This window comes from Streptomyces sp. NPDC059169 (assembly GCF_042755225.1).
Lineage (GTDB): Bacteria > Actinomycetota > Actinomycetes > Streptomycetales > Streptomycetaceae > Streptomyces.
In genome coordinates, this window is record NZ_JBHZCF010000003.1 from 106,690 (window position 1) to 131,694 (window position 25,005).

The following is a 25,005-nucleotide window of genomic DNA, read 5'->3' on the forward strand; positions in this document are numbered from 1 at the left end:
TCACCAGCAGCAACACCCCGGCAATGGTCGAACCGCCACCAACCGCCGCGCACCGGCTGCGTCAATCGGCGTGCACCGGCCGCTCGGACCGCCTTCCGCAGCACCGGCCGGATGCAGCGCGGACCGGCAACGCGAAGAGCCGTTCCGCAACCAACACGGCGTCAATTCACCGGGGAGAAGCACATGCACGCTCGCTCGCATCCACGTCCTGTGGCCGTTACGGCCGTCGTGCTCCTGGCCCTGGCCGCAACGGCCTGCCAGCCGGACTCGTCCTCTCCCCCGCCACCTGCCCGGACCGCCGTGCCCGCGGCCACCGTCCGCTTGACCTCCCTCCACGACCGGCACGACCCGATCGACGGCCGGAACCGCGTGCGTTCCCTGCGGTCGGCCCCGAGGAGCACCGGCCACCCGGAACAGGTGGTCACCGGTCCCTTCCTCGGCCAGGCCCAAGCCCGGGCTCATGTCCTGGGCTTCCCCTGCCGCCGGAGGATGCGGCCCGTCGCGGGGTCGTCGGCCCGACGACCCGGGCCGCTCGGCAGGCCGGCACGGCTCCGCCGGGCCGTGGAGCAGGACGGCTACGGCGCCCGTCGCACCCACGCGTCCCTCGTCTGTCCGCCGTACGCGGACGGTGCCACGACCCGTGACCACGCCGGCCGGGTCAACGACCGCCCAGCGCGACCCGCCTGACAACCGGCGTGCCGGTCCGCGGCACCTGGACCGCCAAGCCGCCCCGCCGACCGGTCCGGCCCTTCCGCACCGCCCTCGGCGAGGACGGAGCCGTCCGCCTCACCGCGGCTCATGACGCCGGCCGGCACGACGACCTCGTGCGCTTGGGCGACGGACTGCCCGCGCCCGGTGCGGAGCGCCCCCACGTCGACGAACGCCCCCGCATCGACGACGCCGTGCCGGATGACTCCCCGCGCGGCCCCGCTGACCACGCCGTCCCAACGGCTGGCAGGCCCGACCAACTCGCTGAACCGACCTCGTGTGAAAGGAAATGGGACATGAACAGCCTACGGAGAATCAGGCGGACGGCTGTCGCCGTTGCTGCGACCCTGGTCGCCCTCACCGTCATGGCCACCGGCTGCGGACGCGCCAAGGTCGTCGCCAAGGTCGCCGTGCAGGCAGTGGCTGGACCCGGCCGCGGACGAGCGGGTCCCCCAGGGTGCCACCGTGCCGCTCACCGTGGCAGCGGGCCCGCACCCGACCGAAACGGAATCGTCCCCCCAGGTCCCCCCGGACACCTCGGGGTCCCCGGACACCTCGGAAACCTCGAGCTCCTCCCACTCCCCGGGTTCCTCGGAAACCTCGGACTCTCCGAACTCCTCGGACTCCCCGGGCTCTTCCGGCTCCTCGGATCCCTCGCCGACGGGCGGCGCAGACGGGGACGCAGCCGCGACGGACACGGAAGGACACCGAGCGGCGCAATGAGCGTGCCCGTGGCCGACGGCAGTGTCGAGCGACGTAGTCGGTACCGTGCCCGTTTCGCAGGGCGGTCGGCCGCGCTCCCGACACCGGGCGGCACCCCGTGCGGCTGCGCGTCGCGGCCACACGGGGCGTTGGCCGGCGCGGCCGGCCGGGTGCACCGTGCAGTCGCTTCCGGTTCCGGCACCTGCGACGTGACGATGGCGGGGCGCACCCTGCTGCAAGGGGACTCCGGCGGCCGGAGAGCCAGGAGACCCCACCACGCTCACGCGCGGGGATCAACCCGTGGTCAGACTCTTCACCAGGATCCGTTCCCTGTGACCGCCGTCGGAAAGATGATCGCCGGGCGCTCCCCGGTCGGTGAAAGTGAATCCGTGCCTCTCGTAGAGCGCGACCGCGGTGCTGTTGTCCGTCATCACGGACAGACGCAGCGTCCTGGCACCGCGATCCGCACCCCACCGCTCGACCGCCCGGATCAGGTAGTCACCCACGCCTCGGCCCCGAGCCCCAGGTCTGACCCACATCGAGATCAACTCGACGTCCGCTGCGTCCTCGCCCGGAACTCCGCTGACCATGCCCACCGGAAGGCCGTCGAGGAATGCGACGAGATTGCGCGCGTCAGGAATCGCCAGCCGAGCACGCCAGCGTTCCTCCCGATCACCGGGGCCTTGCCACTCGGCCAGGGTCGACCCGAACGCATGGGGGGCCTCGGCGAGCGCCGCCAGTCGCAACTCCCGCCAAAGGGACCAGTCGTTCGATGCCACGATGCGCAGTTCAAGCATGATCCAGACCTTGCACGTCCCCCCGGGCGACGGCAAGTCAATTGCGGTCACGCGAACGAGGTCGGTCATCCCGACGCCCAGGTGCGTCCGGCGAGGAGCCCGTCCCCGACGACGGGCCCACACCGAATCCGACATCGTCATTCGCCCGGCCGAGTCGGCCCCGCACAACCTGCGCGTCCGCCTCGTCGGGCCCACGCGAGGTGTAGCGGCACCCGGCCGTCCCACCTGCTCGTGCTGTGCCGGGCTTCCGTCTGTTCATTCCTCGCTGACGGAGCCGGTCCCCCGGGCCGCGCAAACCGATCCGTAGGCTCTGGCGAGCATGCCCACCGTGTCGGCCATGGCTCGCCGCAATTCGGGCGGCGCGACGACTTCGACGTCGACGCCGAGCCGCAGCAACTCGCCACGGGCGTGCTCCGTGCTCTCGGTCGGGATGACCGCTTCGATCCATCCGCCGTCGCCGACGGCGGTCGCGGTGGAGTCGACTGCCCGCACCACCTCCGAAGGAACGTTGTCGGGCAGACGGCGACGTCCCCGCGGAGACAGACGGATGGTGGCCGTGCCGGTGTAGCGGCGCGTCTGGAACGCGTCGAGATAGGAGGCCCAATGGGTTGCGAGGTCGAAGTCCTGCGGCCGGGTGAACCGCTCGTCGCTCAGCACGGCCTCGAGGACCTGGGTGACGCGGTAGGTCGCGATCCGCGTCTCCGCCGCGGCCACGAGGTACCAGGCACCGGACTTGAGTACCAGACCGTAGGGGCGAAGTCGGCGACGCACCTCTTGCGGTGCGCGCCAGCGGCGGTAACGCACGTCCACCGCACGCTGGGACAGCACGGCATCGGCCAACAGGGTGAGATACGGGCTCTGTTCGTGCTCCCGGTACCAGGCCGGAGCATCCAGGTGGAACACCGCTGCGATCTGCGTCGCCTCGTCGCGCAGTGCCGTCGGCAGCGCGGCCAGCAGCTTCAGCCACGCCGCCGTCACCTCCGTCGCGAGTCCCAGGTCGGCTGCGGGGCCGCGCAGCCCGGCGAAGAAGAGCGCCCGCGCTTCTCCCTCACTCATCCCGGTCAGGCGGGTGCGATAGCCGTCGACCAGCTGATAGCCGCCTCCACGCCCCTGTTCCGCATAGAGCGGCACCCCGGCGGCTTGCAGACGTGCCAAGTCCCGGTAGGCGGTACGCACCGACACCCCCAGTTCGTCGGCAAGTCCCCGTGCGGACACGCGGCCTCGGGATTGCAACAACAGGAGGACCGACAGCAGTCGACTGGCAGACATGGGCGCATTCTCCCCGGAAACCCTGACAGGACCTGGCACACGGCTCTCGTACGGTCGGTGGGTGCCCGGCTCCGACCGACGGAGCCGGGCACCCACCCGTGACAAGAGAACCGAGCAGGAGCCTGCCGTGCCCCACACCGACCCCGCCGACCTTCCCGCCGTGATCGAGCTTCGCCAGTACACGCTGCGGCCCGGTCGCCGCGACGATCTCATTGAGCTTTTTGACCGGGAATTCGTCGAGACCCAGGAAGCGGCCGGGATGGTCGTGCTCGGCCAGTTCCGGGACCTCGACGACCCCCAACGTTTCGTCTGGCTGCGCGGGTTCCGGGACATGACGCAACGCCACCACGCCCTGACGACCTTCTACAGCGGCCCCGTCTGGGCCGAGCACGGCCCTCAAGCCAACGGAACCATGCTCGACTCCGACGACGTCCTCCTCCTGCGTCCCCTGACGGACGCCAGTGGCTTGGCCGTCTCCCCGTCCCAACGGCCCGAGGTAGGGGCCCCGGCGCCGCAGCGATTCGTGTCCGCCACCGTGTGGTCCTTCCCTCCCGGGCGGCAGGACGGCGTCACGCTGATCCGGGACGGCCTCCTCCCGGTGCTCCACGAGACCGGCCCCGGACTGCTCGCCGCCCTCACCACCGAGACGGCACACAACACATTCGCCAGGCTGCCGATCCGCACCGGCGAGAACGTCGCAGCGGTCTTCGCCTCGTACTCCGATGAGAGTGCCCACCGACAGCACCTCGCCCGCGTGCGGGCATGTCCCCTCGCGCGTGACGAGATCCTGCCGGGCATCGAGCGCGAACAGACAGGAGCACCCCGCATACTGCGGCTGGAGCCGACGGGCCGCTCCCTCCTCTCCTGACCTGCCTCATCCGACCTCGCCCCCGATGTGCGGACCGGGCGGGGCCCGATGGGGCGTGCTTTCCCCCTCTCGAGCCCAACGGGCGGGTCCACCCGGGCTCAGGGCCCTGCTGCGGGAGCCCGGCGGCGCAGTCGGTAGACCGTGGGTGACGGCATTTCTCCCCCGGGCCGCATTGCCGCCGCTCACCGGCTGGTCCCTCACACGGCATCGGCCCGGCGTGAGCGTGCCTTCGCGTGGAAGTCGTGGGCGCCGATGGTCAAGGGCGGGGTCAGTCCCCACGTCTGCAGGACGTACGGCCGTCCCTTCTCCGTACCGGTGATCGGCGGCACATCGAGCAGCCTGAAGCCCGTCTGGGTGGCCACGGCGACGCTGGCGGCGTTCTCGGCCTCCAGCTCCAAGATCACCTGATCCGCACCCAGTTGCTCGAAGGCGTACGCGGCCATCACCCGCACCGCCCGCACCGCCAAACGCCGGCCGCGGTGCGCGGGGCCCACCGCGTAACCGATCTCCGTGCCCTCGGGAGACCGCCGCAGCATCACCTCGCCGAGCGGTGCGCCGCCATCGACGGTGATGGCCAGCAGAACGGCCGTACCCTCCGCCCGCAGTTGGCGGTCCCGGTCAAGCCGTGCGCGGGCTGCCGCTTCGTCGAAGGGGGAGACGATCGGCGTCCAGTAGGCGATGTCGGGGTGGTCGAACAGCGCCGGCATCACGGCCAGGTCCGCCTCCGTCCAGTCACGGAGAACGAGCCCCTCCCCCGAAAGCTCGATCTGCTTGGGAAAGGGCGACGTGCTGCTGCTCATGACGGTGAACCTCCCAGGCGTGTTCAGGACGGGGCAGGATAACCGGGGGCTGGCGGATGACCACCGGTGATTTCCGATCCGGTCGCCCCCGGGGCGGCGCTGAAGGCACTGACAGCGACGCGGCCCCGTCCGGTCCGTCGTTGTGACGAGGACTACGGAACGGCTGCCGTCGCCGGCACCAACACGACTTCGCTCGCAAAAACATCTTCATTTCGACATCTCATTCGAATGGAGACTTTCACTCGTCGAACGTTCCTTTCGGGAAGTTCAACGACTTACCAGCTGATCATCCTCAGAATCACCCTGATGGGATTCAACGTCATGTTTCAGGGCAAGGATCCGGCCAGTACCAACGGGGAGGGGGCACAAAGAAATGAGGGCATTACGCCCGGGCACGGACCCGCAGAGGTTGGGCCCCTACCAAATACTGGCCATTCTCGGCAGCGGCGGTATGGCCACGGTCTACTTGGCAACCGTCCGGCGACCAGGGGTACCGGACCCGAGCCTCGCAGTCGTCAAGTCCATACGCGACGAGCTGCGCAGCGACCCCTACGTCCGGCGCCTCTTCGGAGGTGAAATCGCAGCGCTGCAGCGGATGGACGCCTTCGGCACCCTCCAGTTGCTGGACCACGGCGTGGACCGGGGCCGACCGTGGTTCGCGACCGAGTACGTCGCCGGCATGGACCTACGCTCCCTCGTCACGGAGCACGGACCGCTGCGCACCGGTACGGTGCTGCGCTTCGCCGCCGAACTCGCCACCATTCTGGTCCGCTTGAAGACCCACCGGATGGTGCACCGCGATCTCAAGCCGTCGAACATCCTGACCCTCAGCGCGGCGGACGGCACTCTCCGGCTGATCGACTTCGGAGTGGTGCGCAACCTCGACCAGACGCGCACGTGGCCGGCCGTCCGGGTCGGCACCGACGGCTTCATGGCACCGGAGCAAGTCCGAGGCGAGGCGGACCACTCCAGCGACATGTTCGCCCTCGGCCTCACCCTCGTCTACGCGGTGCGGGGCACTCGGGTCGAGCGGACGGACCTGGTAGAAGCGGCGCAGGGTCGGGCGGCCCGTCTCCCAGATGCGGCGTTCTCGGAGCTCGAACCGCTGCTCGCCAGGGTGGTGCGCGATTGCGTCCAGCCGCTCCCGCAAGACCGGTTGACGGCCGAGGGACTGCTCCACGTCCTCGCCGGGGCGGGCATCCGCCCCACCGCCTCCGGCACCGAGCAGACCTGGCTGCCGGACACGGCCCGGCCGTTCCTCCTGGACCACGCGGCACGCACGAAGGCCCTGGTACCGGCTCCCTCGGAACCCTCCGGTCGACCACCGTCCCTGCGTCCCCCCGGCGTGCGTCCGTCCGAGGGCACTCCCGAGCCGCGGGAGCCGGAGCTGCGCTGGACGCACGACCTCGGCGGGCGCGGCTACTTCTCCTCCCCCGTCGCCACCCCCCGCGGCGTCGCCGTGTGCTCGCTGGGCGGCTCGGCCCGGTCGCTCGCGACCGAGGACGGGGAGGTCCTCTGGCGCACGGAGGTGGGCGCCAGGGTCGAGTGCACCCCGGCCGTGGCCGACGGGCTCGTGTTCGTATCGTGTTCCGACCGCACGCTGCGGGCTCTCGATCTGGAAACCGGTGCCGAACAGTGGCGCTACTCGGCCGGCGACAGCGCCGTGTTCACGCCCGCGGCCGCCGCGGGCCGCGTTCTCGCCGGCGCGCGTGACGGCTCGGTGCACTGCCTGGACGCGGCCACCGGCAAGCAGCTGTGGGTGAGCAGACCGTGCGGCGGCACGATCTTCGACGCGCCGTTGGTCGCCGCTGGTGCCGTCTACGCGTCCGCCTGGGACGGCTCCTTGCAGGCCCTGGCGTTGCGCGACGGAACGGCCCTGACCGCACTGGACAGGTACAGCGGCTGGGTCGCCGAGTCCGCGCTGGCGGACGGTGTGCTCTACCTCGGCGGTCCGAACGGGACTGTCTGTGCCCTGGAGGTGGCAACGCGACGCACCCAATGGCGGCGTGCGGGCGGTCCGCCCGTCCCCGTGGCCGCCGCCGCGACCGACGCGCTCGTCTGTGCCGGCGGCGCGGACGGAGCGGTGCGTGCGTACGACCGCCACGGCCGCGCCGAACGGTGGAAGGCCGACGTGCCCGGCCCGTTGCGCGCCACCCCCGTCATCGATGCAGGCACCGTCTACGTCGGTTCCGGTCGGAGCCTGACGGCGCTGAGCACCGCGGACGGCAGGACCCGCTGGGTGTACCGCACCCACGGGGTGGTCCATGCACCACCGCTCATCGCCCACGGGCACGCGTTCGTGGGCAGTTGGGACTGTCGGGTGGAAGCCCTGGCCCTGCCCTGCACCGACTGACCGCCCCACGGCTACGTCCCCCGCTCGGCTGTGCGGCTCCGTTTCCCCGCCGCCCGAGGACTTCCGCGCCGCACCCGGCCCTCCTGGGTCGCTGAACAACCTACGGAGAGACAGATGGTCCACGAACCGGATCGCACGCCGCCTGAGTACGTGGGCGGCTTCCGGCTGGAGCGCCTGCTCGGCAGCGGCGTGCTCGGCAGCACCTACGCCGCTCGTGCGGCCGACGGCCGGCCCGCGGCGGTGAAGGTCATCCATCCCGGTTGGGGCCACCCCAAGGAGGTGGGAGATCACATCAGGCGGACCCTGGCCGGCACTCCCCCGCTGCCCGGGTCTTCCGCTCGGGAACGGGCACTGCGGGCGACGTTCCTGGCGCCGTTCGCCGGGGGCCACGACGAGGAGGCCGGCTGCGCCTGGGTGGCGACGGACCTGCTCCTGCCGGACGGGCCGGACGGCGATGGCTACGGGAGGCGTGCCGTTGCCGTGGGCACCGCGGTGGCGCTCGTGGGAGCGTTCCCAGCCGGCACGGCGCTGTCGATGCTTTCGCAACTGTGCAGCCTGGCCGCCGAGTTGCCTGCCCGAGGTCGGTCGCTGGTCGGGCTCACGCCGTCCAATGCCTTCCTGACGGCCGAGGGGGTCGTCGTCGTGGACGTCCACCTGGCCCACGTGCTGCGGCTGTTGCACAGGGTGGGACCGTCGGAGGGCGAGCCGGAGGAGTCCGCGTCCGGCGCGTTCGTCTGGGCCGACCCGGCCCACCTCCCGCCCGAGTTGCGAACCGCTCGGAGCGACGGGCGGTTGCGCACGTCCAGCGATGTGTATGCCGCCGCGGCAGTCACCCTGTACGCCTGCACCGGGAGCGCGCTGTACCCCGGGCGCGATCTGTTCGACGCCGTCATGCAGCCGCAACGGGACCGTGACATCGCCCAGCAACTGCTGCGCGTCTGGGTGTCCGAGCGGGCCGGCGACCGGGGTTACGCGACGGGCCGACTGATCCTGAGTTGCCTGAGGCGGAGGGGCTGGAGACGTCCGCGAGCGGGACGGCTGGGTCGGCTTGCCGGGCGCGGCGGGGTCTGGCGCAGGCGTGCCTCCGCGTGCAGGCTGGGCTGGGAGGAGTACGTGCAGCGGGCGCTGGACCACGCGACGCGGGCTCCGTCGGGGGCACTGGTGAACGGCAGGGCGCCGCTGGCTCTGGAGGCGGGAACCACGGGCGTCGTCGCAGCGGCAACGGGAGGTCGTCCGTCGGCGTCCCGGCCCTCGATCACCCGCGAAGAGGCGTCCGACAACCCCGACGACCGCACCACCACGGCGAGCCCCGTGGCGCCGGCTGCGATTGCGTCCGCAACCACGCCCGGAATCCCGGACGGCCACAGCGAGCAGGGCCTCGGCACCGAGCGCGGACCCTCGGACGCCGGCAGGCACGTGGCCCCACACCCCCGGCCGGATCCACACCCGTCGACGGGAACACGTGAGACGTCAACCGCCGCGACGGAGAGCAGCAGGCCCACCGCCAAGGACCCGGACCTGCACACCGGTGCCGGCGCGCCGTCAGCCGGGGAAACCCTCGTGCCGCTCGCGCATACGCCGTCGACCGGTTCCGGGGCGCTCCGGCAACGGACCGCGGCGATGAAGCCCCCGTCAGGGGAGACACCACCCACCTCCGGCGTCGACAGCGATCACACCGTCCGGTTGCTGTCCGCCGACCTGGACACCGCCGGCAGCCGGACGGACCGGAGCCGGCGTGTTCTCCCGTCCGGTGGCGCCGGCCGCCCCGAATGCCTGTGGCGACTCGACACGCGCGAGTCCTTGCTCGCTGCCCCCCTGGAGCACCAGGACGCACTCGTCGTCGTCAGCGGAACCTCCCTCCACGTGGTGTCCCCCGCAACCGGCAGGGGCCACCGGCACCCTCTCCAAGGAACGGCCGAGGCACCGCCGGTCGTGTTCGGCGGCCTGTTGTGGTTCGCGTTCCGGGAGGGCCGGCTCGCGGGCGTGGACCCCCACACCGGGGAGCACGAGGTGGTGGTGCCGCTCGCCGGAGACCCGGGTGCCGGTTCCCCGGCCGTCGTCGACGACACCCTCTGGACGGGCACCAGCGCCGGTGCGCTGCTCGGCTTCACGCCAGGAGCCCACGCGGGCACACGGACGATCACCGTCGGGGAACCGGTCGTGTCGACACCGCTGTCGGACGGCGAGGTGCTCTGGGTGGCGACCGGACGCAGCGGCCTGGTGGGAGTGGACGTGCGGAGCGACGACAGGCTGCGCCCGGCCCTCCCGTGGGACGCCGCCGGCTGCACACCGGTGGCCAATCCGGGCCACGGGGTCTGTGTGGGCGGCGCCGACGGCCGATTGCGGTGCCACCGGTGGGACAGGGACGAACCCGTTTGGGTCGGTGCCGGCCACCGATCCGGTCTCACCGCCCCTCCGGTGCACCACGGGGACGTGCTGTTGACGACCGACCACGCAGGCACCGTCTGCGCGCTCGACGCGGCGGACGGCCTCGGTCGTTGGCACACGGCGTCGGACGGGGACGGCAGTACCGCAGTCGCCGTGCAGGACGGCGTCGTCCACGTGGCCGTGGCCGAACACGTGTGGCGGCTGAGCCTGGACGACGGCCGGCCGCTGGATCCGTGGGACGTCGGGGGACTGCAATCCGCCGCCCCGGTCGCGGCACACGGCCGTCTGTACGTATCCCTCGCGAACGGCGTCCTGCTCGCCTACGGCACGGCCGGCTGACGCTCCGCAACACCGAACGAACCCGCTACGGAAAGGGAAGGTCCCCCGTGTACGACGCAGAGATCAGCCGGGCGAACCCCGCCTGCATCGTCTTCCTCATCGACCAGTCGAGCTCGATGCGCGAGTCGATGCCCAGTGCCGCCCAGTCCAAGCAGATAGCGGTTGCCGACGCCATCAACTCCATGCTCCGCGAACTGGTGATGAGCTGCAGCCGGGGCATCGACGAGATCTGGGACTTCTTCCACGTCTCCGTCATCGGGTACGGGGCAACCGTCGGCCCGGCGCTCGGTGGTCCGCTTGCCGGGCGCGGCCTCGTCCCGACGAGTGCGCTGGCCCACGGCCGGATCCGCAGCGTTCAGTTCCGCCGCACCGACCAGCTGCCGGACGGAAGCGTCACCACCCACGTGTCCGACGTGCCCATCTGGCTGGAGGCCGCGGCTCAGGGCCCGACGCCCATGTGTGCGGCGCTCCGCTACGCCCACGGGATCCTCGACCGCTGGGTGGACGACCATCCCAAGAGCTTCCCCCCGATCGTGCTGAACCTCACCGACGGAGAATCCACGGACGGCGACCCGGAGGGGCCCGCCCAGCAGCTCCGCTCCCTCGGCACCCACGACGGTCGCACCCTGCTGTTCAACTTGCACATCTCGTCCGAGTTCGCCGTACCCACCCACTACCCCAGCTCCGACGCCGGTCTTCCGCCGATGGGCGCCAAGCTGTTCGCCATGTCGGACGAGCTGCCCCCGGACATGAGGGAAACGGCGGCGGACCTGGGGCTCCCGGTCGGCCCCGGTGCCCGAGGCTTCGTGTTCAACGCGAGCATGGCTTCCGTCATGCTCTTCCTCAACGTGGGAACGCCGTCGTGCTGAGGGTCCGCGGGCACCTGCGGCAGGCGCCCAAGTCGGGGCTCGCCCCGTCCTCGACGGAGGACGCGGCGGCGCCGCGGTCCTCCCCGTTCGACCAGTCGTGCGGCGAGGTGCGCCTCGCCGTCGCGGACGGGGCGAGCGCTTCGGCCGACAGCGGTTGGTGGGCGCAGCAACTCGTGCAGGACCTGTGTGCGGCGCCCGGCCGTGCTTTCTGGGACCCGCAGGCCTTCGCGCGGGTCACCGCACGCGCATCGCTGCGCTGGCCTGCCCGTCGGCGGAAGTGGCTGGAGGAAGTGGGCCGGTCCGACACGGTGCGCTGGCTCCTCCACGACCGCATGGTCAAGGGACCTTCGGCGACCGCGCTCGGCATCCTGTTGTGGGACGGCCTCGAACCGCCGGCTCTCGAACACGAGAGCCCCGACGGGAGCAGCGGGCCGCCACTCCCCCACCCGGGCGAGCCGACGGGGCCGTGGTACGCGGTGTCGGTCGGCGACAGCTGCCTGTTCCACGTGCGCGGCGGCGAACTACTGGCGACCGTCCCGGCCCTCCCCCAGTCCCTGCGCCGCCGGCCGGACCTCGTCTCTGCCGCCCCGGGCGAGGAAGGACCACGGCAAGCCTCGACGCACCACGGTACCTGGGCCGCCGGGGACGTCTTCTACCTGGTGACCGACGCCCTCGCGCGTTGGTGCCTGCGGCGCCTTCCGGGCGAGCGGCCCTGGCCCGTACTCGACGAACTGTGCGGTGCGGACCCGTCCGCCTTCACCGAGTGGGTCCGCGTCGAACGGGAGGGCCGCCGGCTCCAGGACGACGACATCACGGTGCTGCGCGCGGAGTGCCTGCCGTGCTGACGCCCGGCGCGCCACGACCGACCCTGTCGTCGTACCAGAACACGGTGGCCAAACTCGCCATGTTCGCCGAGGACCCGCGGTTGAAGCGCGCCGTGCCCAGGCTCGGAGCCGACGGTCAGCCCGGGGCGGACGGCGGCAGCTTCGGGAGGATCCGGAGGACGGCCGGGACTGGGCCCTGAAGTGCTTCCTGCGGGACGAACCGGACCGCCGCACGCGCTACCAACGGGTCAGCGACTGCCTGGCATCCGTACACGACTCCTGGCGGGCCGAGGTGCACTACGTGGACCGGGGCCTGTTCGTGGCGGGCACCTGGTGGCCGGTCCTGCTCATGGAGTGGATCGACGGACAGCGGCTCACGCGATGGATCGACGAACTGTTTCACGATGACCCGCCGGACCTGAAGCCTCGGTTCAAGCGTGCGGCGCGGGAATTCACGGACGCGGTGTACGCGATGCACCGCCGCGGCATCGGGCACGGAGACCTCCAGAGCGGCAACGTACTGGTCGTGCCGGACGGTGCTTTCCGTTTCGTCGACTACGACGCGATGACGGTGCCGGACTTCCAGGACGTGCCTCGACACGAGGACGGCCACCCGGACTTCCGGCTCCCACGGGAGGACGAGCAGGGTGCTGGGGACGGCACCAGCACCGTCGACCGGCTCTCCCTCGTCCGCACCGGCACGTTCATCGCGGACTCGTCGCCGGCGGGGGCCGGACTCCCGTCCCCGGACGGAGCCGCGGCGATGCACCGCGACCGGTTTCCCTCGCACGTCATCCACAGCGCGCTGGTGATGCTCGGCGAAGCCCCGGAACTGTGGGCGGAGTTGCACCGCCCCGGAGGCGACCACCTGTTGCTCTCCCGGACCGACCTGCGCAACCCGAACGAATCGCAGCGGTGGAAGCGGCTCCTGGGACATCCGAACGACCGTGTGCGGGGCACCGCGCAACGGCTCTGCGGCATGCTCGGTTCGCCGGCGGCGGCACTGCCTGACCTGGAGCCGTTGGCAGAGGTGGCGGATCCCCAACCGTTCCTGACGGCGATGGGGTGGCGGCTGGCGACCGAACAAGCCACGCACCAACGGCCCTTCCTCGATCTGGACGCCCTCGCGACGGCGCGACGGCTGGCCTCCGCCGCGCCGTCGTACCGGGCGGCGCAGCAGAAGTCCGACGACGTGCGGGAGCCCGAGCCGTACGGGGCCCCCGCACGGGCCCGGGAGCCCGGGGTGATGCGGGAGCCACGGCCCGTACAGGAGCCGGAGGGCGTGAGGGAACCGGAGGCGGGGCGTGGACCGGTCGGACACCCCCGGATGTTTCCGCCGGGTGCGCCGGCTCCCCGCCCGGAGCCTACGGCCTTCCGTGCACCACCCCCGGAACCCGGCTCGCCACCCGTCCCGCCGTTCCGGCCGGCTCGCCCGTACTGCCCGAACCCGTACCGGCCCTTCGCCCCCGTCGACCAGTCGGCACAACGCACGGGCAGGGAGCCCGGTCCCGTCGGTGCGGGCGCACGAGCCCCGGGACCGGGCCGGCGCCCGCCGACAGGCCCCGTCCGGCGACCGCCGGCTCCCCCCGGTTCCGGCCCGGGGAAACGACGGCTCCTGCCCACCAGGGCGTTGGCGCTTGCCTTGACGGCCGTCATCGCCGTCGGCGGTGTGAGTTGGAAATGGCCCGAGGCCCCACCGGTGGGGGCGGAGTGGTTGCAGCAGCACGTGCTCGAGCAGGAATCGCGCAGTGGCCGGGAATGAGGGCGCTCCGGCTGGTGTCCAGACCCGGCGACCGGAACCCCCGGCGGTCACCGAGCGACCGGTGCGACCTCGACCGCGAGGACATCCAGCACCCGGTTCGGCAGCGGGATCCCCATCGGCTTCCGAGTCTCCTTCCGACGCCGCGGGACCTTCCTCAGCGGCCCCTCGCACCCCCACGTCCCGCGCCACGGTGGCGGGACCGCGCCGCAGCAGCACGTCCGCCGGGGGACAACACGTGTCCCCCGTGCGGAGTACACGGTTCCTCCGCCGCAGGGCCCACTCAGTGGATCACGGCGGCGCGCTGCACTTCCTAGCGTGGAGAGCACAGGGACGGCCCCGCCGGGGATGAGGACCTGGGGCGCCGTCCCGCCACCCACGAGAGAGGAACCTTGCCATGAACATCATCGCCAAGTCCGTCCTGACCACCGTTGCCGCCGGGACGCTCACTCTCACCGGTGCGGCCGTCGCCGGAGCGCAGGAGAAGCCGGAACTCGCTTCGGGTGCCGTTGCGGAGGTACCCGCAGCGAAGATCGCCGCGTCGCCGATAGCCGTTGCGGAATCACCCGTCGCGAAGATTGCCACGTCGCCGATAGCCGTTGCGGAATCACCCGTCGCGAAGATCGCCGTTGCGGAAGCACCCGCAGCGAAGATCGCAGCTCCGTCGAGTGCCGTTGCGGAATCACCCGCAGCGAAGATCGCCCGCCCGCCGATAGCCGTTGCGGAGGTACCCACCCTGAAGGTGGCCGTTGCGGAAGCACCCGCAGCGAAGATCGCAGCTCCGTCGAGTGCCGTTGCGGAATCACCTGACCTGAAGGCCGCAGCCGAGCTCAGGGCCAAGGCCTGAGGGTCGCCGCCGAGCTCACCGCCAAGGCCCTTCCCGCGGCGGAACCGAGCAGAAGGCGACGTACGGGACTCGTCCCCGCCAACGTGTGCCGGACCGTGCACCATCGGTCCGGCACACGTCTCCTCGTCGGCGCCATGCCACTGACGCACCGATCGTCGGCTGGAATCACCGACGCCCCCGGCGCCGATGTCGGCTCCGCGACGGGCACCGACCGTCCCGGGACTCGACTTCCCTGAGATCGGCAGCGACACGAGACGGATGGCCAGCCGGCGGTGCCGCCGCCCGCCGAGGGCTCCCAGTGCTGCCGGGAATCCCGGCCTGCCGTGAGCGGGAGCAGGGGGCCGTTTCGTATCGGGGCGGTTCAGCCCGTCCGGGGTGACGTTCCGTGTCACAGTGACACCAACCGCCCCCTGGGCAGGGTCTCAGTCAGTCCCGGCGAACGGTGAGGAGACGCGGAACCGTGGCCGACACGCGCAGTGGTGCACAGGAAAGGGCGCCCGCATCGCGCCGCTGGGCCATGCTCGCCGCACTGTGCGCGAGCCTGCTGCTCGTCGGCATGGACGCCACGATCCTCAACGTCGCCCTGCCTTCGCTCATCGACGACCTGCGTCCCACCCCCCTGCAGCAGCTGTGGATCATCGACGTCTACGGGCTCGTCCTGGGCGGTCTGCTGATCACCACCAGCTCCGTCGGGGACCGCCTCGGACGCAAACGCCTGTTCTTGATCGGCTTCGTTCTCTTCGGCGTCGCCTCGGCTGCCTCCGCCACGGCCGACAGCCCATGGCAACTGATCGCTGGCAGGGCCCTGCTCGGAGTCGGCGGGGCGATGGTCATGCCATCCACGTTGTCACTGATCCGGAACATCTTCACGGACGACAAGGAACGCGCGCTGGCCATCGGGATCTGGACGGCGGTGGCGGGGGCCGGTGCCGCCATCGGCCCCCTGGTCGGTGGCCTGCTGATCGAGGCATACGGGTGGACCGCCGCGTTCTGGATCAATGTCCCCGTCGTCGTGATCACCGTTGTCGCCGGCATCCGGCTGCTACCCGAGGTCAAGCACCCTCACAGCGGGAAGCTCGACTGGCTCAGCGCCCTGCTCTCGGTGATCGGCGTCGTGACACTCGCCTGGGGAATCAAGGCGGTCTTCAAAGGAGGCTTGGCGGACCCGGGGGCGGTCGTGCTCGCCGTCAGTGTCCTGACGCTGGGCTGGTTCGCCCGTCGCCAGCTGGGACACCCCGATCCGTTGTTGGACGTGCGGCTCTTCAAGAAGCGCGCCTTCACTGCGGCCGCGCTCACCACGTTCCTCGCGATGCTGGCCATCGGTGCCGCGCTGTTCCTGCTGTCGCTGTGGCTGCAGTACGTACAAAACTACTCACCGTTCCAGGCCGGCCTGCGCACCGTACCCGCCGCGGGCGCGATGATCGTCAGTGCACTGGTCTGCTCGTGGCTGACGGAGCGCATCGGGGTGCGGGCGGTGATGGCGTTGGGACTGTGCGGCCTGGTAGCTGGCTTCTCCCTGCTCGCGATCGCGCCCACGCCCGTGTCGTACGGCCCGGTGGCCATCGCCCTGGTGACCTTCGGGATCGGCGACGGGCTAGCGATCACCGCCGCCGTCTCCACCCTGGTGGCGGCCGTTCCCGAGCGGCGCGCAGGTCAGGCGGGGGCGGTGTCCGAATCGAGCTACGAACTCGGGGTCGCTCTGGGTGTCGCGTTGCTCGGCTCCGTCCACGGCGCCGCCTACACCGCCCACATGGCCGACTGGCCTCCCCTGGCACGTGGGTCGATCGGTGGTGCCCGGGAGTTCCACGACGCCTACGGAGGAGAGGTGATGGACTCGGCGCGCGCCGCCTTCGACGCTGCGCTGATCACCACCTCGTACGTCTCGGCCGGCATCATGGCGTTGCTGACCGTGTGCGTGGTGTTGCTGATGCCTCGGGGCTTCGAGGCGAAGGCTGCACATTGACGGGCTGAGAACGACGCCCCGGACGATCCGGTGATCACCGCCGGGCTTGAGGCGGCCCGCAGCCGCGCGCTGACCGCCGCCGAGGGGGCGGCGAGACCGTCGTCTCGGGCGCACCGGTCATCCGCGAGGCACTCCACCGCCTTCAGGTTCGCCTGCTGTACGGCTCCCTCGACACCAAGCTCGTGATCCTCGCCCCTCCCGGCGTGGGCCAGAGGGGGGACAGCGTTGTCGCCCTGAGAGAGGACCGATCGGTGGTGCCGCGAGGTTCTCGTGCCGGGGAGCCTGGTGAGTGCAGGCCGAGGTGCTCACCGCGCTGACCGCGGGAGAACGGCGCCGCGCCAGCGGCCCCGAATGCCTCCGGCAGAGGCACAGCGCAGGGCAGCTCACGACTGAGGAAGGACTTGATGCTGTGATGAAGACCGCTCACGATTCCGCGGGGTACGAGATTCCCTTCGCCCACCGGCTGGAGTACCTCGAGAAGGTCGCCCTTCTGATCGAAAGCCAGCGCGAGGAATTCCTCCGCATCCTTTCCGAGTCGTCCAACCACCGGACGGCTGCCGAAGAAATCGAAGCGTCCCTCGCAGCGCTGGACGGCGCCAGGGACGAGGTGCTTCGCTTTCAGCCGCCTGGAATCGGGCAGCTCGCCGTCTTCATGCCGTCGAACATCCCGCTCTACGGCTACGTGATGAACGTGCTCATTCCCTCTCTGTACACCGAACGAGTGGTCTTCCGACCCTCGGGCCGTATCAGGAGCCAGACACAGGCACTCCATGAGCTCGCCGGTACCGTCCACGGTCTGCCCGTCGAATACTGTGCCGCCGGACAGCGGGAGTTCCTGGAGGGCGAAGCGGCGCAGGCCGATGTGCTCGCCTTCACGGGAGGCTTCGACAATGCCGAGTGCATACGCCGTAAGATCGGCAAGGAGAAACTGTTCCTCTATTTCGGCCAGGGCATCAATCCGTTCGTGGTGACGCCTGAGGCGGACGTCGACAGGTCCGTGGACGGCGCCATAGCGGCGCGTATGATCAATTCCGGCCAGGACTGCTTCGGGCCCGACGTCTTCTTCGTCCACGCGTCGGTCGAGTCCGAGTTCTGCACGCTTCTGGCCGAGCGGGTTCGGGCCCTCAAGCACGGTAGCCACGACGACCCCACGGCCGACTACGGTTCCATGCACTACCTCGACGCCTTCGAAACGGCTCTCAGCCACCTCGTCGACAATCGCCGGCATGTGCTGGTCGGGGGCCAGGCCGATCTGACCGAGACGCATCTGACCCCCACAGTCCTGCTGCGGCCGCCGGAGAGCAAGGCCCGCCCCACGGAGTTGTTCGCGCCGATCTTCGACGTGGTGCCGTACAGCAGCGAGGAGTGGCTGAGGTCGACGCTCAACCACCAGTACTTCGAGGAGCGGGCGTTGGGGGCGACGGTCTACGGCGACGACCCCGATCTGGTCCGGATGCTGCGCTCGCGTCACATGGTCAGCGTGAACGAGACCCTGCTCGACATGGAGAACGGCAACGAGCCCTTCGGCGGCACGGGCGTCCGGGCCAACTACGCGAGCATCCAAGGAGTCCGGCACACCGAGCCGCTGTTGATCTCCAAGGCGGTCGCCGACCACCTGGCGGGGCTCCGCTAGCCGGGGGCTTCCGCGCGCCGAGCAGAGCCGAGCCCCCGTCGCCCCGGTTGGCCGGTCCACCTCGCGGTACCGTTCGGACCGTCAGGCTCTCGAACCGTCCCTGCCCGTCGTTCCGGTGCGGAAGACCGTGGCCTCACGCATCGTTGGGTCGGTGACGGCCTGCGCCCGGGGGATGGATCCGGTGGCACCTGGAACTTGCTGGTGCCGCCGTCGATCGTGGCGTCGACGGTCTCGACCGGCCCTTCGGAAGGAGCCCCGTAGGTGAACGTCCGCGTCGTGGTCAGCTTCAGGATCCGGGTCCCCCCGGTGACCGTCGGCCGCGGGTGGTGACGCCGCCGGGCCGCCGGCCGCCGTCGTACGCGCCAAAACGGCCGAACGGACCAGGAACTGGCTCGTGAGGCCGTTTCCACAACGTCATCATGCCCCACCGTCCATATCCTGGTGTTCTGGCTCCCAAGGGCGACGACAACCGCCCCCCATCCAGCCCTGCCCCGGAGCGCCCGGATGAGTGAAGACGCTACAGTCCCTGTGACGCTCAGCTCGCTGGTCATTGTGGCCAATGGGTATGTGGACGCCTATCTGTACATGGCTCACGGTGGCGTCTTCGCGGGAGCGCAGACGGGGAATCTCGTCCTGTTCTGTGTCGATCTGGCCCAGCCTCAATCCCGCGGGTCCCTTGCGCACCTGTGGCCCATGATGGCGTTCGTCGCGGGCGTCGTCGTGGCCGAGTCGTTCCGCGGCGCGTCGTCGAGGGGCCATCGGATCGCCCACTATCCCCTGCTGTACGCCCTCGCCCTCGAAACCGCGGTGCTGACCGTGATCGGACTGGCACCCGGGAGCATTCCACAGACCGCCATCACGACGTCCGTCGGATTCGTCGTGGCGCTCCAGGTCGTCTTCTTCCAGATGGTCAGACCGGCCACCTTCCTCACGGTCGCCATGACCGGGAACCTGACGAGGACCACCGCCGCGGCGCTGACGGCACGCCGCACCCGGAGCCGATCCGACGTACGCCTCGCGGTCTTGTACGCGTCAGTCATCCTGTTCTTCGGCGCGGGTGCCGCGATCGGCGCACTGGTCACCGCCGCGCTGGGAACACCGTCGTCACTGGTAGCCGCGGGGCTCTTTGCCCTGTCGTGGGCGTCGCTCCTCGTGATGGTCTCCAGGAGAGCGAGGTCCTCGGGCGGCACCGGCACGTGACGGAGCAGCCGAGGGCCGGGGACGCACGGCCGGACGATCCTGGGCGACGAAGTCGTTCATCACGGCGGCCTGGCCGCCGGCGCACTGAACTGGCCGACACCATCGAAACCGCCGTGTGCGTACCCGGGGCGGCGGCCCGGGCGGGGCGGTGGTCCACGGCGACGACCGAGCGGAGCCCGAGTTCGAGAGCGGAGGAGAGGAGTGCCACGGGATCGGTGTGACCCGCTCACGCGGAGCGGTCGGCGCCCGCGCGGACGACGCCGTCGCGGAGGGCTTCACGGCTGCCTCGAACAGGGAGACGCTTCAGGGGAGGGCTCCGTCCGTCAGCCGTCGAAGGAGCGCCGGGAAGTCTCGATGTGGCCGAGGTACCGGTGCGTCCAGTCGCACAACCCGTCGATGGTCACCCGAAGGGCCCGGCCCGGCTCGGTGAGGGTGTACTCGACCCGCGGCGGCACGACGGGGTGCACCGTCCGGTCGATCAGACCGTTGCGCTCCAGCATCCGCAGGTTCTGGGTGAGCATCTTGTGGCTGATGCCTTCGATCGCGTCCCGCAGCTCGCTGAAGCGCAGGGTCTGTTCCCCCAGTGCCTCGATGATCAAAAGGGCCCACTTGTTGGCGACGTCCGAGAAGATCTCCCGGGCCAGCGAGTCCGCGCGCCTCAGATCCGCTTCGTCGGGCGAGTCTCCGACCTGCTTGGTTCCCATGAGGTTCCCCAGTCACTGAAAAGTGCGTTCTTCCACGTCAGCTGCCACTCTCCTATGGTTCCTGAGTAACCACAAGAGACCAAGGGACGTCTTGGTCTGAGCGCAGCGAGCCCGCGGGCTCCTGCGAGAAGGAGACAGGCAACATGGCCATCACCTTGGTGAACCCCACAGGATTGCCCGAGATCGACGTCTACCGGCAGGTGTCGATAGCGTCCGGGTCGAGACTGGTCTTCGTCGCCGGTCAGGTCGCCTGGGACGACGGCGGTGTCACCGTCGGCGAGCGCGACCTCGCCGCACAGGTCGAGCAGTGTTACCTCAATATCGCCACCGCCCTCTCCGGGGCCGGCGGTTCCTTCGACGACGTGGCCAAACTGACGGTCTACGTCGTCGACTGGACCCCCGACAAAATGCCGCTGCTCCTGGAGGGGATGTCCCGGGCGGCCGCGAAGCTGGGGACCACCCCGGTCCCGCCGGCCACGCTGTTGGGGGTCGCGGCGCTGGACGTACCCGACCACCTGGTCGAGATCGAAGCCACCGCGGTCCTCGACTGAGCAGGTGCTCCTCGCCCACTGAGATTGCCGCCCGACGAGGCTCGCCCACCGGGAGCCGGCCTCGGAGACCACACGTCGCGCAGTGCTGGGAGGACGGGGAGGACGACGTCGGTGGCCCGGGTACGCCACTCGGCGAGTTCCTGCGCGACGGGCGGTGTCCGGTAGCGGGAGGGATCGCGGCCACGGGGACGGGCGCACGTCGCCGAGAAGGCGTCACATCCCGGCCGTCGGTGGGGCTCCGACGCTCAGCGGAGCAAGCGCCTCGGTTCGGGGAGGAGGTCGGGCGGCTACGGTGGACGGCATGGCCCTGGAAGCGAAAATGATCACTGTTGACTGTGCCGAGCCGCGCAAGCTCGCACAGTGGTGGGCCGAGGCCCTGGATGCGCAGATCGCGCAGGACTTCGGCGGTGAGTTCGTCATCGTCGGAGCCGAGCCCCTGGTCCTCGGCTTCCAGCAGGTGCCGGAACCCAGGCCGGCCAAGAACCGAGTCCATGTCGACTTCCACACCGAGGACCGGCACGCCGAGGTCGACCGTTTGGTCGCGTTGGGGGCCCGGGTGCTGGGGGAACATTCCGCGGGTCCACTGACCTGGACCGTGCTGCAGGACCCTGAAGGCAACGAGTTCTGCGTGGCGGGTTAGCGTCGCCCCACGCCGTCGGGGACCTCGTCGGGACGGTCTGCCGACCGCACGGTGGACATACCGAGGCGTGGTGCCCGGGTCTGTGCAGCCGTCGTCGGTTCACGGGCGGACGCGATGACGGCTGCCAGGTCTGCGCCGGCTCGCAGCAGTGCGACGGTCCGCGCGGCGACAAGGTCGAGACGACGGTCCAGGATGCACTGGGCCTCGCGCAAGCCGCCCGGTCGGTGCAGCGAGGCCATGATCCCGCGCACCGCGGGAATGCCGTAGCCGGCGCTGCGTAGGGCTGCAACGATGCGGGCGGCTGTGATGGCAGCCAGGTCGTAGCGGCGCGCGCGCAGTGATGTCACTCGCTCGGGGGTGAGCAGTCCTTCCTGCTCCCAGAACCGTAGGGCTGAGGACCGTACCGCAAGCGCTGAGGCGAGCTCGGTGATCGTCATCGCGTCGCCCTCCTGCTCGACGTCGGACGGATCCGCCTCGGCCCGGATCTCCCGCAGGGCCTGTTGGGCCCGCAGGGTCTCGTCCCGTTCTCGCGCGAGCCGCACGTGCAGCGCGCCGACGGCCGCGGCGGCCTCCGCCATCCCAGCGGTCCGCAGCTTCGTGAGCAGGCGTCGGGCCTCGACCGGCCCGACAGCGCCTGCGAGTCCTCGATAGGCATGCAATGCCTGCACGTGCACCTGTGCGTAGGAGCGGTAGCCGTTGCTCGATCGGACGGCCGGCGGAATGACCCCCAGCCGCTCCAGATCGCGGACCTGCTGCACCGAGTAGGCCGACGCCCTGGCGACGTCGATCGTCCGGAGCGTCGTCGCCTGCGAACCGTTCGACCCGCCCATCAGTCAACCCCACATAAGCACTTGAAGGTCATGCTTGAACCATGAGTATGGAACAGATCATCGCAACCGTGCGGGGCCTCGACGGCGCACTCGTGGTCGTCCCGGGGCCGGGAGACGGCTCCCCCCAACTGGTGTGGGGGGACGCGTTCTTCTACTACGCCCCTGACGGGCAGATGCCCCGCAGCGTCCAGCCCTACGGAACGATCGTCACCAAGGACTATCCCGACGACACCGGTTCCGATCTCGACCCCACGGGCCGGTGGCGCGTGAACATCCACGTCGGCCGCGCGGGATTCCAGTCGCTGACGGGAGAGGATCCGCGCCGCCTGAGTGGCTGCTACGACTACGCGGCGACCGACGCGGTGATGCCGCATCCGGTGTACGGCGCTCTCGGCTGGGTCTGTGTCGTCAATCCGGGCGACGGGAGCCGGGACGTGGTCGTCCGGTTGTTGCGCGACGCCCACGACGCTGCTCGTGCGCGGTTCGAGCGGCGTCACCAGGAACCCGGGCATGCCGGGGGGTGACGGCGGCAGGCCGAGCAGCGTGCGTCCGTGCTGCGGCCGTCGGCCTGCCGCCGAGGCAGTGGGGCATGACGGGTCGAGCCGCGCGGTGAGGCCCGTGGCATTCCTTGCAGTGCACGGGTGGCCGAACTCCCTTCGTCGGCCGGGCTCTGCCCGGTGGTGTGGGCTCCACCCGGTCCCCGTCCCGGTTGTCGGCTCCTGTCGCCACCGGCGGCCCTCGAGGACGCGTCCAGTCCCGCGCGTCGACGTCCTGGCGCGCCCGTACCGGACGCTGCCGGTCCGCGGCCGGAACCGTGCGCTCCAACGGTCGTGCACTCAGCACCAGTGGATGGGATGCCCGATAATCGGCCGCGCCTCCTACCCCACGGACAGGAAGAAACCGATGTCCTACCTTCTCCACGTCGACTCCTCGGCCCTGCACACCGGCTCCGTGTCCCGAGCCGTCGCCGACACCTTTCGCAACGCCTGGCACAGGGCACTTCCCGCCGGCCACGTCGTCCATCGCGACGTAGCAGCCCACCCGTTGCCGCACCTGACCCATGCGGCGGTCGCCACGCGCTTCACCGCCGCGGCCGACCGCACCGAGGAACAGACCCAGGCCATAGGACTGCAGGACGAGTTGGTCGAGGAGTTCCTCGGCGCCGGCGCCTACCTGTTCACCGTGCCCATGTACAACATGTCCGTCCCGTCCTCCTTCAAGGCCTGGCTCGACCAGATCATGGTGCCCGGCCGTACCCTCGGCCCCGATCCGCGCGCCCTGGCCACCGCGGGACGGCCTGCGGTGGTCATCACGAGCCGGGGCGGAGCCTACGGACCGGGCACGCCCCGGGAGGGCTGGGACCACCTCGTCCCGTATCTGGCCACGGCACTCGGCAAGGCGCTGGCGTTGGACGTCGAGTTCGTCACCTGCGAACTGACCATGGCTCATCGCAATCCCGCCATGATCGACCTCCGGGACGCTGCGGACGCCTCCCGCGCCGAGGCGCACGAGCTGGCCGAGCAGCACGCGCAGAAGATCGCGGCACGCCTCCTCGTCTGACCACCGCGCTGGCCGTCCCGTTTCGGCTGCAGTGCCTCCGTGAATCGTGTCCGGCCCGGGGTCACGTTGCACGGACGGGCGGCACCGGGCAGGGGGTACGGGTGGGCCCGTGCGCGCCGGGGTGCGCTGACGGGTGCTCACGGGAGGCCGGTCTTCCGTGGGCCGGGCCCCCGTCGGATGGATGAGCGCCGGCCCGCGGGCCGCTACGCCCGTCCCGACGGGTCCTGGAACCTGGCTGCACCCTCCTGGACCGCGATGGCGTAGTGCCCGCCCAGGCGTTCGCTGTCGTGTATGCGGGAAACGCGGAGGTGGTGCTGATGTGCCTCGGACACGTCCGCGCCGGTGCCGCCGGAGTCCCGAGCACCGCCGTCGGGCTGGGCTCGATCAGGCACCCAGGCGCCGGTCTGGCCCGGGGGCTGGCTCGGCTGGACGGGCGGGCCGGGTGGTTCGGTGTCCCCGCCCAGCAGCGACGAGACGGCGATCAGCCCGCCCACCGCTCCGGCGCCGCACACTCCTGCCAAACGCCCGGGCTTGACGAGGTGCCACGCCACGTCCCCGCTCCTGCGCGTGCTCCTGGGGCGGGCGGGCGTGGCTGGTGTCGTCGGAGCCGGCGGAGTCGTCGGCCAGGCGAATACGCGCGAGGTGGTCTCCCCCGTGGGCGTGGCGTCCCCGTGTGCGACACCCCTCCTGCTCGGGGTGAACCACGGGGACGAGTGGGGCTCGGGTGCGTCACCGTACGCGACGCCGGCGGGCAGGACACCACTCCCCTCCGCTGCGTCGCCCCACGGGGCGGGTTCGCCGTACGCCGCGGGCGGGGCGTACGGCTGCGCGTCCCGCGCCCACAACGGCTCCACCACCACGGCTGCCGCCGCTGCATCAGGCCGTGGGGTTGCCCCCTCTCCGCCGAGGTTTCGCGGCCTGAACGGGTCCCAGTCTTCCGCACCGCCGGGCTGCGGAGGGATCCGAAGGCCGGGCTCCACAGCGGTGGGGCCACCGGGGACGACGTCCTCCGCCGCGTTCCGGCCCGGGAGGTGAGCGCCCTCCGTCACCCCCGGCTCCCGCCCTCTCGGTGCCTCGTCACCGGGGGACACCGCGGACCTGCCTTCAAGCAGCTCGGCACGTGCGGCGTCCAATGAGTCCAGCACCTGCTGGAAGGCGTCCATGATCGAGTGCGTGGAGTCGGGACCTGAAGGGAAGGCTGGCTGAGGCTCGCTGTCGTCGATGTGCACCGGCGGTCCTCCTCGGTTCGACATCCCCATTCGTCCGCAACCGGACGAGGGGGAAGGTTGTGTGACGGCGGGATGGACAAGGGAAACGATGGAATGCGCCTTCCGCGGTGCCTCGGCTCCACCGAGGGCGCAAGGGGTCGTTCGGTCAATGACCCATACGCAGTCGGCACGC

General features: G+C 70.8%; 21 protein-coding genes. 15 read left to right on the forward strand and 6 right to left on the reverse strand.

Annotation, left to right across the window (positions count from 1 at the left end):
* Positions 1-210 precede the first annotated feature (210 nt).
* Positions 211-687, forward strand: a complete 477-nt coding sequence (locus tag ACFXOM_RS06740; protein WP_384947356.1) for a hypothetical protein — start codon at positions 211-213, stop codon at positions 685-687.
* A 1,016-nt stretch (positions 688-1,703) separates the two neighbouring features.
* Here ACFXOM_RS06740 and ACFXOM_RS06745 read toward each other — a convergent pair.
* The gene (locus ACFXOM_RS06745; RefSeq protein ID WP_384947354.1) at positions 1,704-2,207 is read right to left on the reverse strand and encodes a GNAT family N-acetyltransferase; all 504 of its coding nucleotides are present in this window, start codon (positions 2,205-2,207) and stop codon (positions 1,704-1,706) included.
* A gap of 255 nt (positions 2,208-2,462) precedes the next feature.
* Positions 2,463-3,476 (reverse strand): helix-turn-helix transcriptional regulator, encoded by a 1,014-nt coding sequence (locus tag ACFXOM_RS06750; RefSeq protein WP_385037199.1) that lies wholly within the window; start codon positions 3,474-3,476, stop codon positions 2,463-2,465.
* A 127-nt stretch (positions 3,477-3,603) separates the two neighbouring features.
* Between ACFXOM_RS06750 and ACFXOM_RS06755 the strand changes: the two genes are divergently transcribed.
* Positions 3,604-4,344 carry an NIPSNAP family protein gene (locus tag ACFXOM_RS06755; protein ID WP_385037202.1) on the forward strand — a complete coding sequence of 247 codons (741 nt, stop codon included), beginning with the start codon at positions 3,604-3,606 and terminating at the stop codon, positions 4,342-4,344.
* A 197-nt stretch (positions 4,345-4,541) separates the two neighbouring features.
* Here ACFXOM_RS06755 and ACFXOM_RS06760 read toward each other — a convergent pair whose 3' ends face one another.
* Complete coding sequence (locus tag ACFXOM_RS06760; RefSeq protein WP_385037205.1) at positions 4,542-5,144, reverse strand: GNAT family N-acetyltransferase; 603 nt, start codon at positions 5,142-5,144, stop codon at positions 4,542-4,544.
* Between the two features lie 373 nt (positions 5,145-5,517).
* On the opposite strand from ACFXOM_RS06760, the gene ACFXOM_RS06765 reads away from it, so the two are divergent.
* The 9 genes from ACFXOM_RS06765 to ACFXOM_RS06805 all read left to right on the forward strand — a co-directional run bounded on the left by ACFXOM_RS06765 (position 5,518) and on the right by ACFXOM_RS06805 (position 19,319).
* Positions 5,518-7,497, forward strand: coding sequence for a PQQ-binding-like beta-propeller repeat protein (locus tag ACFXOM_RS06765; protein ID WP_385037208.1), 1,980 nt, complete (start codon positions 5,518-5,520; stop codon positions 7,495-7,497).
* Between the two features lie 114 nt (positions 7,498-7,611).
* Entirely contained in the window at positions 7,612-10,224 is a 2,613-nt protein-coding gene (locus tag ACFXOM_RS06770) for a PQQ-binding-like beta-propeller repeat protein (protein ID WP_385037210.1), read from the forward strand.
* A gap of 47 nt (positions 10,225-10,271) precedes the next feature.
* Positions 10,272-11,093, forward strand: a complete 822-nt coding sequence (locus ACFXOM_RS06775; protein WP_384927871.1) for a VWA domain-containing protein — start codon at positions 10,272-10,274, stop codon at positions 11,091-11,093.
* A complete protein-coding gene (locus tag ACFXOM_RS06780) occupies positions 11,087-11,938 on the forward strand; it encodes a hypothetical protein (protein WP_384927873.1) in 852 nt (283 codons plus the stop codon). The genes ACFXOM_RS06775 and ACFXOM_RS06780 overlap by 7 nt, the downstream gene beginning before the upstream one ends.
* 280 nt (positions 11,939-12,218) lie before the next feature.
* On the forward strand, positions 12,219-13,679 hold the full coding sequence (locus tag ACFXOM_RS06785; protein ID WP_385037213.1) for a hypothetical protein: 1,461 nt from the start codon (positions 12,219-12,221) through the stop codon (positions 13,677-13,679).
* A 394-nt stretch (positions 13,680-14,073) separates the two neighbouring features.
* Positions 14,074-14,523 carry a hypothetical protein gene (locus tag ACFXOM_RS06790; protein ID WP_384947339.1) on the forward strand — a complete coding sequence of 150 codons (450 nt, stop codon included), beginning with the start codon at positions 14,074-14,076 and terminating at the stop codon, positions 14,521-14,523.
* 460 nt (positions 14,524-14,983) lie between these two features.
* Positions 14,984-16,486, forward strand: a complete 1,503-nt coding sequence (locus ACFXOM_RS06795; RefSeq protein ID WP_384927880.1) for an MFS transporter — start codon at positions 14,984-14,986, stop codon at positions 16,484-16,486.
* Positions 16,487-16,787: 301 nt separating this feature from the next.
* Complete coding sequence (locus ACFXOM_RS06800) at positions 16,788-18,119, forward strand: aldehyde dehydrogenase family protein (protein ID WP_385037425.1); 1,332 nt, start codon at positions 16,788-16,790, stop codon at positions 18,117-18,119.
* Between the two features lie 528 nt (positions 18,120-18,647).
* Positions 18,648-19,319: a YoaK family protein gene (locus ACFXOM_RS06805; RefSeq protein WP_384927885.1), complete on the forward strand. Its 672-nt coding sequence runs from the start codon at positions 18,648-18,650 to the stop codon at positions 19,317-19,319.
* A 323-nt stretch (positions 19,320-19,642) separates the two neighbouring features.
* On the opposite strand, the gene ACFXOM_RS06810 is transcribed toward ACFXOM_RS06805, so the two are convergent.
* A complete protein-coding gene (locus tag ACFXOM_RS06810) occupies positions 19,643-20,023 on the reverse strand; it encodes a winged helix-turn-helix transcriptional regulator (RefSeq protein ID WP_384927888.1) in 381 nt (126 codons plus the stop codon).
* 143 nt (positions 20,024-20,166) lie between these two features.
* Here ACFXOM_RS06810 and ACFXOM_RS06815 point away from each other — a divergent pair, with 143 nt between their 5' ends.
* Positions 20,167-20,574, forward strand: coding sequence for a RidA family protein (locus ACFXOM_RS06815; protein WP_384927891.1), 408 nt, complete (start codon positions 20,167-20,169; stop codon positions 20,572-20,574).
* Positions 20,575-20,875: 301 nt separating this feature from the next.
* Positions 20,876-21,214: a VOC family protein gene (locus tag ACFXOM_RS06820; RefSeq protein WP_384927894.1), complete on the forward strand. Its 339-nt coding sequence runs from the start codon at positions 20,876-20,878 to the stop codon at positions 21,212-21,214.
* On the opposite strand, the gene ACFXOM_RS06825 is transcribed toward ACFXOM_RS06820, so the two are convergent.
* Positions 21,211-22,044, reverse strand: a complete 834-nt coding sequence (locus tag ACFXOM_RS06825; RefSeq protein ID WP_384947331.1) for a MerR family transcriptional regulator — start codon at positions 22,042-22,044, stop codon at positions 21,211-21,213. The genes ACFXOM_RS06820 and ACFXOM_RS06825 overlap by 4 nt on opposite strands.
* Positions 22,045-22,091: 47 nt before the next feature.
* Here ACFXOM_RS06825 and ACFXOM_RS06830 point away from each other — a divergent pair, with 47 nt between their 5' ends.
* Positions 22,092-22,568, forward strand: a complete 477-nt coding sequence (locus ACFXOM_RS06830) for a DUF6194 family protein (RefSeq protein WP_384928984.1) — start codon at positions 22,092-22,094, stop codon at positions 22,566-22,568.
* Positions 22,569-22,947: 379 nt separating this feature from the next.
* Positions 22,948-23,604: an FMN-dependent NADH-azoreductase gene (locus tag ACFXOM_RS06835; RefSeq protein ID WP_384927899.1), complete on the forward strand. Its 657-nt coding sequence runs from the start codon at positions 22,948-22,950 to the stop codon at positions 23,602-23,604.
* A 203-nt stretch (positions 23,605-23,807) separates the two neighbouring features.
* Here the strand turns inward: ACFXOM_RS06835 and ACFXOM_RS06840 are convergent, their stop codons facing one another.
* A complete protein-coding gene (locus ACFXOM_RS06840) occupies positions 23,808-24,833 on the reverse strand; it encodes a hypothetical protein (protein WP_384927901.1) in 1,026 nt (341 codons plus the stop codon).
* Positions 24,834-25,005 lie beyond the last annotated feature (172 nt).